Raw genomic sequence first — 13,032 nt, 5'->3', positions numbered from 1 at the left:
GCCGGGGTGAGGGGCCGGGCGGAGCGACAGGCAGAGGGCCATTACAAGCGCCAAAGCTTTTCTTCCCTGCGTAGAAACACCACCGCAAGCACGCGCCCCTCATCTGCCTGCCGGCATCTTCTCCCCGGAGCGGAGAGAGTTTCGATAGGTGATGATGATAAGCGAGAAGTGCAATTCGTGAGCTATATAGTCATCAGCACGACAAATAGCGGAATTATGCCCGCATAAACAATTCTTGCCGCCAACAAAAGCCCTTTCATTCCCGCGGAATAATTTTCGGCCGGAAGGTGAGGGTCAAACAGCATCCTTGTCAAGCGGAAAGACAACCGTATCCCCAGGCTCGAAAAGTCCACATCCTTAAAATAATTCGGGTCATACCTGCTCATCCTGCGGGCGACAAATATGGTGAAAGCATGTTGCGACAATATATAAATTGCCATGATGAGCGCCACCAATTTGAATGCCATACGTCCGCGCCTTTTCATCTGAGCCAGGCATTTTACTGTCTCGTCGTGTTATCGGTCTTGTCTTTGAAAATATCGAAAGTGTACCCGGGCCCCTTAACCATTGTGCCAACCCCAAGTCCAACTTTTGGGGTGACCTCAAGGGTTCCACCAGGATTCAGCGTGAAACTGAGGCCTCCATGAAGGAACTCGCCTCCTTCCACGCTGTACGTCACCTTTGGCGTAGTCTCCTGCGGATTCTGCACAAGATTGAATTTGAAACCCTCTTTGGGGGCGATATCAATGCTTACATTTCTTCCAACTGCTACAGGATAAAGACTTGCCGTCGACTGCTTCGGATGAAGCACGTTCAATTCGTAACCGCCACCAACGTTATGACCGCCCTCCACTGAGACGGTGATGGCTACAACGCTATCCACGTGATCGTAAACCGCGCTGCCTGCTTCATAGGCCGGCCGCAATGGCGTCTTGATGTCATCGTTGACCGCCTTATTCAAAAACTTATGAAACCAGTCCAGCTCAATGAGAGGCGACTGTTGTGGCGCTCGTCCATTCGGATCGAGATACAGGAGCGGATTCCCGTTCGCATACAGATACCTATTGAATGAGTAGCTGTTTCCCGGCTGTGTTGGGAGAGGATCCACGCTCAGGAACCGACCAGAGTAGGCGTCATAAAATCGGGCCTGCATGTAGATGAATCCCGTATCGGGATCACTTACGTGGCCTGTGTAGCCCGGCCCATTGGCAGGTGCCCCCTGTGCTTGCAAGCCATAAGGCCTGTAGTCGAATGTCGCGGTGACATTTCCACTGGCGTCGGCTTCGGCCAACGGGGTGCCCTGTGGATCTGTATAGATATACGTGACTGTGGTTGCTTGAGCGCAGAGACTCAGCGATATCCATAGTGCGGCCATCAGGCAGATTTTTTTCATGCGCTTTTCCCTCACGCCCCCGAAGCAAGCCACACGCTGGCGTAGCTGCTCCAAGCGGAGCAGCCCGATGAGTTACAAGCCTGTACACGGAACTTCACGCTGCCATCGGCGGTGATCTGGGAGCCCGTATTCGTATTCGGCCCGCTGTACAGAATGAACACGCCATCCTGAGGATGGGTTTCCTCCACGTTGTAAACAGTGGCTCCGGCCGAAGCATTCCACGACACATGCACGACCGGCTTGTTGACTGCGCCCGACGTGCTGAGCGTCAAACCGGTTGGTGTCGGCGGAATCAGCGTGACCACCGTATTGGCAGTAGCGCTCCACGGACCGCAACCGCCTGCGTTGCAACCCTGGACTCGATAACCCCAGGTGCCATTGCCCCTACCTGACGCACCCCAACTGCTCGCGCCACTGGCCTGCACCTGCGTCCAGCCGCCGCCGTTCAACTGCTCCTGCAGGTTGTACGAGGTCGCACCGCTCACGGCGGACCAACTCACCGTGTAGCTGCCCGTGCTGCTGCTTCCGGGCGTGCTTAAGTTCGGTGCAGCGCTGGGCGGAATCGTAACGGTGACCTGGGAGCTGTTATTGACCGCGCCGTTCCAGCCGCTGGCGTTGTAGGCGGCAACGAAGAACAGATAAGTGCCGGAGGTGGTCGCCGTCACAGTGACGCTTGTGGAAGAGACGCTGGCCGCCAGCGTCCAGCCGGCATTGTTGATGTTCTGATACAGGTCGTAACGCGTTGCGGTCGGGCTGGCATTCCAGCTGACCGGAATGGGGCCGTTGCTCGTCGCCGGCACGGTAATTCCCGTAGGCGTAGGTGGAGGCAACAGCACCGTGGTCGTGCCCGTACTGCTCCATCCGCTCGCACAACCGCCCACGTTGCAGGCCTGCACGCGATAGCTGTAATTGCCGTTGCCGCGGCCGCTGGTCGGCCAGCTGGTATTGCCGTTGGCCTGCACCTGCGTCCAGGTGCCGCCGCCGTTGACGCTCTCCTGCAGCGTGTAGCTGGTGGCCGTGCTCACTGCCGTCCAGCTGATGGTGAAGCTGCCATTGGTGCTGTTGGCAGGGGCAGTGAGCGTTGGCACGCCGGTCGGCGGATGCGTCACCACCAGGGCATTGCTGCCGTTCTGCCAGGCGCTGCAGTTGTAGGCGTTGCAGGCCTCGACGCGGTACTGGTAACTGCCATTGGCCAGACCGCTCAGCGACGTGGTCGTGGCGGTGCCGTCGTAGATGCCGCTCCAATTGGTGCCACCGTCGCTGCTCTGCTGCACCACGTAATGCGTGATCTGACTGACCGCCGCCCAGCTCAAGCTCACGTTGCCGTCGGCGCTCGCAGCCGGCACGGTGAGGCTCGCCGGTGCCGGCGGCACCACGCCGTAGGTGGTGTCGACGGTGACTGCGTTGGACGTCACCCAGCCGCGGGTGCCATAGCTGTTCTTGGCCTGCACCTGATAGGTGTAGCTGCCGCTGCTGGTACCCGGACGGCTGATCGAGGTGGCCGTGGTGCCGGTGGCGATCGATGTCCACGCCCCGCCGTTCACTGCTTCCTGCACGTCGTAGCTCGTCGCCGAGATCGGCGCCGTCCAGCTCACTGTGTAGTTGCCGTTGACGATGCTGCCCGGCACCGTGATCACCGGCGCCGCCGGCGTTACGCCCAGGTTCTGCGAGACCGTCCATCCGCCGACGCAGCCGCTCGCGGCACAGGCCTGCACGCGGTACAGATAGCTGCCGCCATCCTGGTTGATCACGGCCAGGCTGGTGGTCGTCAACATGCCACTGCCGGCGACATTCCAGGTCGTGCCGCCATCGGCGCTCACCTGCAGGTTGTAACCCGTCGCCCCAGGCACGGCCGTCCAGCTCACCGTGTAGTTGCCGGCATTGGGGTTGGCGCTGAAACTGATGCCGGCGGGATTGCTGAGCTTCAACGACTCGTTGCGCGCGATCAGCTTCTTGCCCAGGTACACATAGTTGGTGGCCTTGGACGTGCCCGCATCGAAGGCGTACACGAGCTGTCCCGCCTGCGTGTAGAAGTAGTACGTCGCGCCGGTACCACTGGTCGGGTTCTTCACCACGCGCCGCCCGGAGGCGTCGTACTGGTAGCTGTCGTAGCCCGGGATATCGGTGAGCTGGTTCTTCTGGTCGAAGTTCAGCGTCACGCCGTTGCGGTTGTTGACGTTGCCGCGGTTGTCGTAGCCCAGCGTGATGACGTTGCTGCCGCCCTGAGTGATGCTGGCCAGGCGCTTGCTGCCGTCGTAGTTGTAGGTGAAGGTCTGGCCGCCGCTGATCCGGCTCGCGATGTTGTTGAGCGGGTCGTAGCCGTAGCTCTCGCTGCCCCACAAGTGGCTGGCCTGCGCCTGGGTCAGGCGGTTCAGCGCGTCGTAGCCGAAGCTCTTCGTACGCGTGCCGTCGGTCAGGTCGTTGATGACGGTGATGTTGCCATTGTTGTCGTAGGCATAGTCCTCGCTGAGCTTCAGCGTGCCGCCGTTGCCATAGGTGAAGTTGCTCAGCAGCAGGCGCGCGTTCTTCTGCACCGCATACGAATCGCCATTGCCGAAGGTGAAGGACGCCACGTCGCCATCCGGGTAGTAACTCACGCCGGTGGCATAGCTGCCCACCTGGGTAGCCCGGCCCAATGCATCCGGCGCGTAGCTGATGGCCTCGCCATCCGGGTATTGGATGGTGCTGATGGCGCCATAGGCATCGTGGGCATAGCCCATGCGCCACAGGTCCTGGCCGGCCACCTGCAGCGACTCGCCGGTGAGCAGGCCCAGTTTGTTGCGGTAGCCGGTCCAGTACGTCACGCCGGAGTTGGCGGTCTGCACGTTGCCCAGCAGATCGTAGGAATAGACGGTGTTCTGCGTCCCGGCCGGCGGGTCCAGTTCCCACACGCGGTTCATGGGGTCGTATCTGCGCGTAGTCCGGGCGGCAGCGGCCACCTGCTCCGTACCGCAGCCATCGCCGCTGATGCTCAGGCCCGCGGCCGTCCACGCCACATTGTTGGCATCGTCGTACGCCGTCACTTCGCTGCCGCTCTCAGGCTCCGAGGTGCGGCACAGACGGTGGTAGCTGTCGTATGCCAGCGTCTTGGTGGCATCGTTGCTGAAGCCGTTGGCGCTGCCCCACTGGTGGATCGCCAGCGGGTTGCCATACACGTCGCGGGTAATGGCCTGGTTGATTCCTTCCGGCGCCTGCACCTGGATCACCGCGTCGTAGCCGGGCTGGTCGAACACCTGATAGCTGGTAATGGTGACGTTGTTCTTGGGATCGGTGACCTGCTTGCGCGCGCCGGAGAGATACGCCGTGAGCGCGGTCAGCGTGCCCAGCTCGGAAGTCTGCTGGGTCTGGGTCAAGCGGCCCAGGGCGTCGTAGGTGCTGGTGGTACCCGCGGTGATCGTGCCGAGATCCGGCGTGCCGTTCACCGGATAGGACACAAAGGTCTTCTGTCCCTTCCAGTCGTAGTCCGTGCGCGCATTGATGCTGGTGCCGGCGATCGCCGTGCGGCTCAGCACCGGGCGCAGCATCGCGTCGAAGTACGTGGTGGTAACCGCACTACCCTTGGTGCTGGTGCGCCGCCAGTGATTTGCCGGCACGCCCTGCTCCGCGGCGCCGACGAAGGTGTAGTCGAAGGTCTTGGGCAGCCAGGCCACTTCGTCGCCGGACGGGTAGTCGATGCGGTGGATGCGCCCGATCGCGTCGTAGGCGTAGCTGGTGGTGCTGCCCGCCTGGTCGGTGATACTGGCGATCTGGCCGAAGTCATCCACCACCAGGCTCTGCGTGGTGCTGTCCGGATAACCGATCGACTGCGGGATACCTCGCTTGTAATTGCCGAGCGTGGTGGTGTGATGGTTGCCGTCGGTAAAGCTCGCCAGCTGGCCCTGGGCGTTGAACGTGTAGCTCATCACCGCCTGGCCGAAACGATAGCGCTGCGACAGCGTCACGCTGCCCGGGTCGTAGTCGTACTTGTCGGTGGTCTCGGTCTTGCCGTCGTAGGTGATGTCCACCTGCGCCGGCAGGCCCAGCACCCAGTGCGGGAGATCGTTTAGGTAGGTGGTCTGCTCCTGGACGGGATGATCGATATTGAAACTGCTGAAGCTGTTGAAGCGCTTTACCGTGGTGGCCTGGGCATATTCATTGAAGCTGATCGCCTGCCAGGTATATGTATCTCCATCCTGCTGGATGTCTCGCCGGCTCAACGGCGATTGCGTTTCCAGCTGGTCGTCATTGAGTCGCCGTTGCGGGTCATCGCCAAAGCGCACGGGCCATGGCCCGGAGGAGTACGTCGCATACGTGTTCACCTCCGACCGCAGCACGTTGGATCCGATGCCCTGCGCATAGAAATCCGTCCGCTGCAGCTGGCTATCAGTGAAGTCGTACTTGTTGCTGAAGGTGTAGCGCACCCCTTTACCCGCCGGATCGGTGACGTCTGTCCATACCGACGATGCGCAGCCAGCCGAGCAATCTTCGATCTTGCTCTCATTCGCGGGCGAGTAGCCGTAGGTCCACACCTGGTCGGCCATGCCTGCGCCAGAGAATTTCTTCTGACTCAGGGCGGCAACCACATAAGCATCGGGCACCAGCGTGAAATCACCGGAAGGACTCTGAATGCATACATTGGGTGTATACGAACGCCCACGCACGCGGCTCATCACGGTGAACGTGCCGGTGAGCCCCGACGGATGCGTGATGCTGCCTTGCGAGGACGCCCCCGTATATGCGTTGACGCTGAAGCAACCGCCAACCTCGGGACTACCGGCAAGGTTGTCCAGGCTGGGCGCACGGAACCCGCCAAGATTGAACGACCAGTTGGATCCGTCCGGCTGGGTGACCGCCGTCAGCCTGGGAATATGCGGGTCTGAGCTGTATGAGTAATTCCAGGTTCGCGCGTTCGGAGAATCTGGCTGCAGCGTCGCCGAGTGAAGACGATAAGAAGGCGGTGCATAGTAATTGCCGAACGGATCTTTCTCCGGCCGCTGCCACACTTCATAGCTGAGTGTGAGCTTGCGGCCATCGCTACCGAGAATCTGGGTCAGATTGCCGTTCGCATCGTAGGAATAGCTGAGGCTATTGCCGAAGCGGTCCTCGATACGCGATACCAGCATCGTATCGACTTGCCGATGCAGCGAGCCGCCGCCATTCCTCACCATCGATTCGCCGATCTTGTATGCGAACCAGTCGAACCAGTATTTCGTGCCGTCGGGCGAGACAGCGAAGAAGCCTTCTCCCGGTTGCCCATTTGCAGTCTGTGCCAGACAGCCGATCGACCAATGATCCTTGGTGACGATAGGAAAGGATGTGCTGCTGGTGCCGGGCACCGTCATCTGTGGTGCGAGCGTGTTGCCTGCATCGCGCTTCATCAGATCTTGCGAACTACCCGGCATGATCATCTGATAGCCATGCCACCAGTCCGAACTGCTGTAAGTCACCGGTTCGAAACCGGCCTTGGTGTCAACGACAATGTCTGGCGCGGTGGCCAATATCGAGCATCGCTGCGCGTTGTCGCGAAAGAACCAGCCCGTATGGAGCTGGCCACCGGTGTCGCTCCACTTGTAGTTGGCCGATAGGGTCTCGATGCGCGGAACATCGAGGCCCCAGTCCACCAATGTGTTGTTCAGGAATTCCTGATAGGAATAGGTGGGATCGACGTCGGCGATATGGAAAGAGCGACTGAGCTGCAGCAATGGCCCGATGCCTGCCGCGCTCACGTCCGTCTGCATGAAGGAAAGCGAACCGTTGTACAGGCTGACGCTTTCGCCAAAGGGGTTTTCCCCGAGAGGCTGGATGTCTTCAGTGACTTTGATCTTCTTCTTGTACTCGTCCTCCGGCTTCACTGCCGCTGATTGCGACCAGGCCGGGAACGAACAAATAGCCAGAGCAAAAGCCAACAGAACGCGGCGCAGCTTTCGCCAATCGCGACTCGTCATCCCTTTCCCCTTCACCTTGACGCAATGGCTGCAACAAGACGCAACGGTCTATCGCGCACCTTTTCAGGCACGACGGAGTGACGCGATGACCTTTCCCCTTTGCCGCTTCACGGGAGTGACGAGGCAGCGACAATTTAGTAGCAGACCGCAAGAAGCTTCGCAACGAAATTTATTTCGGTTTGGCGAGCGCGGCGCTGATTCGGTCAAGAGTCCCGAATGGAGGGGTTCAAATTTTCCGCGCAGCCTCGTGCGGGTACGCCTTCCGGCGGTCGAAAGGCGTTATCTCCGGGATAAATATGCCCATGGCGTATTCAGGCAGTCCGCATGTCGCTGGTTATTTGGTGCCATCGCCCGCGAGCTGGGTCGCGACCGGTGCGCCCAAATCCGCGGAGGACCGCCCCTCACTCACAACATACTCCCCCCCACGCACCACCCACCCATGCTTCACCGTATCGAAATCCGCCAGCAGCTTCCGCTCCAGCGGAATACTCAACACCCGCTGCTCCCCCGGCTTCAGAAACACCTTGGCAAACCCCGCAAGCCGCCGCACCTTCGCCCCCGGCACCTGCACATAGACCTGGGCCACATCGGCACCCGCACGCTTGCCGCTGTTGCGTACCGTTACCGTGGCAGTGACCTTGCCATCCTTCGCATCCACCTTCAGCCCACCATGTTCGAACGTGGTGTACGACAGCCCATAGCCGAACGGGAACAGCGGCTGGATGTTCTTCGACTGGTACCAGCGATAACCGACGTTCGCACCTTCGATCGCGTAATCCACGCTCTCCGGCGGCGTACCGCCGCCTGCACCCGGCAGCTCCGGACGGGGCAGCTGCGATACATCGCGTGGCCAGCTCAGCGGCAGGCGGCCGGAGGGATTGACCTTGCCGGAGAGGATGTTGGCAATGCCGTTGCCCGCGTCGCCGCCGGGATACCACACCTCCAGCACCGCGCCGGCCTGCTCCAGCCACGGCATGGCGACGGGGCTGCCGTTCTCCAGCACCACGATGGTGCGCGGGTTGGCTTTGGCAACCGCGGCGACCAGGGCGTCCTGGCCATCGGGCAGCGACAGGTCGCGCGCGTCGAAATCTTCGCCCGCCCATTTCTGCACGAACACCACGGCCACCTGCGACTTCGCCGCCAGCGCCGCTGCGGCGGCAACGTCCTCACCGCCAGCAAACTGCACCTTCGCCTGCGGCGCCATCGACTGCAGCGCCTTCAGCGGCGCATACGGGTGGTACGTCACGGGGCCTGGCCAATCGGTCGGCTTCAAACCCGGCACCGCATTGCCGCCCTTGGCCGTCACCAGCGACGAACCGCCGCCGGCCAGCACGCCCTTGTCGGCGTGCGCGCCGATCACCGCCACCGATGCCAGCTTGGCGGCATCGAGCGGCAGCAAGCCGTTCTGGTTGCGCAGCAGCACCGCGCCCGCCTCCAGCGTCTCGCGCGCCACGGCAAGGTTGGCCTTCTCGTCGATCGGGGCCTTCTTCGCCGGATGCTCGAACACGCCCGCCGCGAAGAAGCTGCGCAGGATGCGCCGCGTCATATCGTCGATGCGCGATTGCTTTACCTCGCCCTTCGCCAGCGCGTCGCGCAGCGGTGCGTCGAAGTAGATCTGCTTGTCGAAGATCTCGGCGGCCGATTCCTGATCCAGCCCCGCATTCACCGCCTTCGCCGCGCTGTGCACGCCACCCCAGTCGGACATCACGAAGCCGGGATACTTCCAGTCGCGCTTCAGCACCTGGTTGAGCAGATAGTCGTTCTCGCAGGCCCAGTCGCCATTGAGCTTGTTGTACGAGCACATCACCGAACCGGGCTTGCCGCGCTCGATCGCCAGTTCGAAAGCCAGCAGGTCGGATTCGCGCATGGCCTGCTCGCCGATGCGCACGTCCACCGTGGTGCGCCCGGTCTCTTGGTCGTTCAAGGCAAAGTGCTTGATGGTGGACACCACGTGCTGGCTTTCGATGCCGCGGATCGCTTCGCCGACGATGGTGCCGGCCAGCAGCGGGTCTTCGCCGGCGTATTCGAAGTTGCGGCCGTTGCGCGGCTCGCGCATCAGGTTGGTGCCGCCGGCCAGCAGCACGTTGAAGCCCTTGGCATGCGCTTCGCCGCCGATCATGGCGCCGCCGCGGAAGGCGGCTTTCGGATCCCAGGTGGCGGCGGTGACGGGGCCGGCAGGCAGCGGCGTGGCGTAGTCGCCGGGCCGCATGCGCTCGGAGCTGGCTACGCCCAGGCCCGCATCGCTTTCCTGGATCGCGGGAATACCTAAGCGTTCGATCGCAGGGATATAGCCAGCGGAGCCGATGTAGCCCGGCGGCGCCGGTTTGTCTTCCGGCTTGCGCGGGCCGGCGAAATAGCTGCGGATGAGCTGGAACTTGTCGTCCTGCGTGAGCTGCTTCAGCAGCAGGTCGGCGCGCTGGTCCGGCGAGAGTTTCGCATCGCTCCATGGATGCGCGGCGGGCGCCTGCTGCGCCGTGGCAAGGCCCATCCAGCCGGCCAGTCCCAACACGATGGCGCAGCGCAGTGCGTTGCCGGCTTTGCGTTTCATCCTTCAGTCCTCCGCAATGGCATCGCCGCGGTGCGATGGCCGAGGAGCCGGAGTATGCACGCCGGGCGCTTAGTTGTCCGTCGAGCTTGCCGCTGCCCTGGGGAAAATCATCAAGACATTGGCGGAAATCATCACAGGCCGTCGAGCCAGGCGGCGAAGATGCCGCGTGCTGCATGGGTGAGTTCAGCGCCGTGCGTCGCTGCATCGCGACGCAACGAATTCGGATCGATCCGATGCGCGGCCAGCTCATGCGCATGCCCGATCAGCCAGCGCTCCAACTGCGTGGCTTCCACTTCCAGATGGAACTGCAGGCCGAGCACGTGCCGGTCGATGGCGAAGGCCTGGTGGGGAAAACCCGGCGTCTGCGCCAGGCGCTGCGCGCCGGCCGGGATCGCGAACTGATCGCCGTGCCAATGCAGCACGGGCACCGTGCCGATCTCCTTGAGCACGGAAGCGCGGCCTTCGTCGGTCAACGTGAGCGGACCGAAACCGATCTCCACCTTTCCCGTGGATACCACCTCCGCATCCAGCGCCTGCGCGATCAGCTGCGCGCCGAGGCAGATGCCAAGCGTCGGTTTACGCAAGGCCAGCCGCGAGGCGATCGCCGCACGCTCACCGGCAAGAAAGGGATAGCGGTCGACTTCATACACACCGATCGGCCCGCCCAGCACCACCACCAGATCGGCCGCGTCCAGCACGCCGGCGTCGATCGCATCGACGCCCGCCTCCAGATAACGCACCGCATAGCCGCGCTCTGCCAGCATCGGCACCAGCAGGCCAAGGTCCTCGAAAGCCACGTGGCGTATGGCGATGGCGGTGCGTGTCATGCGGTCGGCTCCTTGGCGTTCCTGGATTCCCCCGGCGCATGCGCGCGCAGCGCGCCGGGCGGCCGGCCCACCACGCGCTTGAAGGCGCGGCTGAAGGCGGCCAGCGAACCATAGCCCAGCTTGTAGGCCACGCTCTCGATCGGCTCGCGGTCGCGCGCCAGCCACTGCGCGGCAAGGCGCATGCGCAGTTCGGTGAGATAGCGCAGCGGGGTCATGCCGGTGACGGCGAGAAAGCGTTCGGCGAACACCGAGCGCGAGCTGTCCATCTGCGCGGCCAGTTCCGCCACCGTCCACTGGCGGCCCGGGTCGCGGTGCAGCGCCACCAGCACCTTGCCCAGGCGCGGATCGCGCAGCGCTTCCACCCAGCCGCTGGCGTCGCCGCAGCCGCACTCCACCCAGCCGCGCACGATAAAAGCCGATACCACGTCGGCCAGCCGCGCCAGGATGCCGGCCGAACCCGCGCGCGGCGCCAGCGATTCGCGCTCCATCGCGTCGAGCATCGCGCGCAGTTCCGGATTGCTGTCCAGCAAGGTGCCGACCAGCATCACCTCGGGCATCGCAGCGACCAGCGATTGCATGCCGCCGAGATCGAATTCCATGCAGCCGCTGAAGACCAGGGTGCGCTCGCCCTGGCAGACGCCGGCGTCGGCGCAGCCACGCACGGTCGGGCACAGCTCGGTGGCGCTGAGGGTGGCGATGTCCCTGCACGGCTGTTCCGGCTGCGCGCTCGACAGCAACTGGTGCGCGCCGCCGCGCGGCAGCAGCACCGCGGCGCTGGTATCCAGCCGATGGATGACGCCGCCGGGGCTGCGCAGGAACACCGGCCCGCGCGCCACGAAATGGAACTGCGCCCGCTCCGGCTCCTCGCCGAAGGCCAGCCCGAACGGCGGCGACACCTCGATACGGCGGTACTGCACGCCGACCAGGCGCATGCCCAGCAGCAGTTCGCTGGCCAGGTCGTGAGGAATGGTTGAAGGCTGGATGTCCATGGCGATCCGGACGATCGATCAAGATCGGAAGATTCTTCATCATAGACCGTCCGGCTGTACTTTCCTACGCTGTGCCTCCCCCATACCCGAGAACGGAACGCACGATGGACGGAGGCATACAGTTGACCACCCGCGGCGAGACGCGCGAACAGCCCGCCTGGGGCGCGGTGTTCTCACTCACCCTGGGCGTGTTCGGCCTGGTCACGGCGGAATTCCTGCCGGCCAGCCTGCTGACGCCGATGGCCGCCAGCCTGGGCATTACCGAAGGCGTGGCCGGCCAGGCGGTAACCGCCACCGCGGTGGTGGCGATGATCACCAGCCTGCTGATTTCGGCCGCCACGCGGAACATCGACCGGCGCTGGGTGCTGGTGTCGTTCTCGGTGCTGCTGATCGTTTCCAACCTGCTGGTGGCCTACGCGCCCAACCTCGCCGCGGTGCTGGCCGGCCGCGTGCTGCTGGGCATCGCCATCGGCGGCTTCTGGACCATGTCGGCGGCCACCGCCATGCGCCTGGTGCCCGAGCACCTGGTGCCGCGCGCGCTGTCGCTGATGTTCAGCGGCGTGTCGCTGGCCACCATCGCGGCGGCGCCGATGGGCAGTTACTTCGGCGCGCTGATCGGCTGGCGCAACGTGTTCCTGCTGGCCGTGCTGCTGGGCTTGCTCGCGCTGGTGTGGCAGCTGGTGACGCTGCCGCGGATGGCGCCCACCGGTACCACGCGCCTGCGCACCCTGGTCGAGGTGCTGCAGCGCCCCGGCATGAGCCGCGGCATGCTCGCCTGCACCCTGGTGTTCACCGGCCACTTCGCGTTCTTCACCTATCTGCGCCCGTTTGTGGAAACCGTCACCGGCGTCGGCGTGGGCGGCTTGTCCGCGATCCTGCTCGGCTTCGGCATCGCCAACTTCGTCGGCACTTCGCTGGCCGGCCTGGTGCTGGAACGCAACCTGCGCGCGATGCTGCTGGGCATGCCGCTGCTGATGGGCCTGATCGCCATCGGCCTGGTCACGCTGGGCCGCGTGCCGGCGGCGCACGCCGCGCTGATCGCGCTGTGGGGCATGGCCTTCGGCGGCGTGCCGGTGGCGTGGTCCACCTGGATCACGCGCACGGTGCCGGACCAGGCCGAAAGCGGTGGCGGCCTGATCGTGGCGGCGGTGCAGCTGGCGATCAGCCTGGGCGCGGCGATCGGCGGCGTGATCTTCGACGCGGGCGGTGCGCGCGGCGTGTTCGCGGGCAGCGCGGTGGTGCTGTTCGGCGCGGTGGCGATTGTGGTCATGCGCTTCCGCGCCACGGCAACCGCCGCGTCCTGAAAACAGAACGGGCGCCGAAGCGCCCGTTCCATGCCTGCAAAGATTTC

7 protein-coding genes are annotated in these 13,032 nt (G+C 63.7%); 1 reads left to right on the top strand and 6 read right to left on the bottom strand.

The window, feature by feature from the left end:
* Positions 1 to 182 precede the first annotated feature (182 nt).
* From ISN75_RS22745 to ISN75_RS22720, 6 genes are all read right to left on the bottom strand, one after another.
* Complete coding sequence (locus ISN75_RS22745; protein ID WP_167252803.1) at positions 183 to 467, bottom strand: hypothetical protein; 285 nt, start codon at positions 465 to 467, stop codon at positions 183 to 185.
* 32 nt (positions 468 to 499) lie between these two features.
* Positions 500 to 1,393 carry an RHS repeat domain-containing protein gene (locus ISN75_RS22740; protein WP_167252804.1) on the bottom strand — a complete coding sequence of 298 codons (894 nt, stop codon included), beginning with the start codon at positions 1,391 to 1,393 and terminating at the stop codon, positions 500 to 502.
* Between the two features lie 11 nt (positions 1,394 to 1,404).
* Positions 1,405 to 7,224, bottom strand: coding sequence for a hypothetical protein (locus tag ISN75_RS22735; protein WP_343820377.1), 5,820 nt, complete (start codon positions 7,222 to 7,224; stop codon positions 1,405 to 1,407).
* A 427-nt stretch (positions 7,225 to 7,651) separates the two neighbouring features.
* Positions 7,652 to 9,865, bottom strand: a complete 2,214-nt coding sequence (locus tag ISN75_RS22730) for a beta-glucosidase family protein (protein ID WP_343820379.1) — start codon at positions 9,863 to 9,865, stop codon at positions 7,652 to 7,654.
* Between the two features lie 131 nt (positions 9,866 to 9,996).
* Positions 9,997 to 10,692, bottom strand: a complete 696-nt coding sequence (locus ISN75_RS22725; RefSeq protein ID WP_343820380.1) for a glutamine amidotransferase — start codon at positions 10,690 to 10,692, stop codon at positions 9,997 to 9,999.
* Positions 10,689 to 11,681, bottom strand: a complete 993-nt coding sequence (locus tag ISN75_RS22720; protein WP_343820381.1) for an AraC family transcriptional regulator — start codon at positions 11,679 to 11,681, stop codon at positions 10,689 to 10,691. The genes ISN75_RS22725 and ISN75_RS22720 overlap by 4 nt, the downstream gene beginning before the upstream one ends.
* A 104-nt stretch (positions 11,682 to 11,785) precedes the next feature.
* On the opposite strand from ISN75_RS22720, the gene ISN75_RS22715 reads away from it, so the two are divergent.
* Positions 11,786 to 12,985 carry an MFS transporter gene (locus ISN75_RS22715; protein ID WP_168648859.1) on the top strand — a complete coding sequence of 400 codons (1,200 nt, stop codon included), beginning with the start codon at positions 11,786 to 11,788 and terminating at the stop codon, positions 12,983 to 12,985.
* The last annotated feature ends 47 nt before the right edge of the window (positions 12,986 to 13,032 follow it).

It is taken from the genome of Dyella marensis (assembly GCF_049532885.1).
Taxonomy (GTDB): domain Bacteria; phylum Pseudomonadota; class Gammaproteobacteria; order Xanthomonadales; family Rhodanobacteraceae; genus Dyella_D; species Dyella_D marensis.
Note: the sequence above shows the minus strand (reverse complement) of the source record. Positions and strands in the feature narration are given on the sequence as shown.

Excerpts from the sequence above, each read along its gene's own strand:
- ISN75_RS22745 (WP_167252803.1), bottom strand. The coding sequence starts at position 467 with ATGGCATTCAAATTGGTGGCGCTCATCATGGCAATTTATATATTGTCG.
- ISN75_RS22740 (WP_167252804.1), bottom strand. The coding sequence starts at position 1,393 with ATGAAAAAAATCTGCCTGATGGCCGCACTATGGATATCGCTGAGTCTC.
- ISN75_RS22730 (WP_343820379.1), bottom strand. The coding sequence starts at position 9,865 with ATGAAACGCAAAGCCGGCAACGCACTGCGCTGCGCCATCGTGTTGGGA.
- ISN75_RS22725 (WP_343820380.1), bottom strand. The coding sequence starts at position 10,692 with ATGACACGCACCGCCATCGCCATACGCCACGTGGCTTTCGAGGACCTT.
- ISN75_RS22720 (WP_343820381.1), bottom strand. The coding sequence starts at position 11,681 with ATGGACATCCAGCCTTCAACCATTCCTCACGACCTGGCCAGCGAACTG.
- ISN75_RS22715 (WP_168648859.1), top strand. The coding sequence starts at position 11,786 with ATGGACGGAGGCATACAGTTGACCACCCGCGGCGAGACGCGCGAACAG.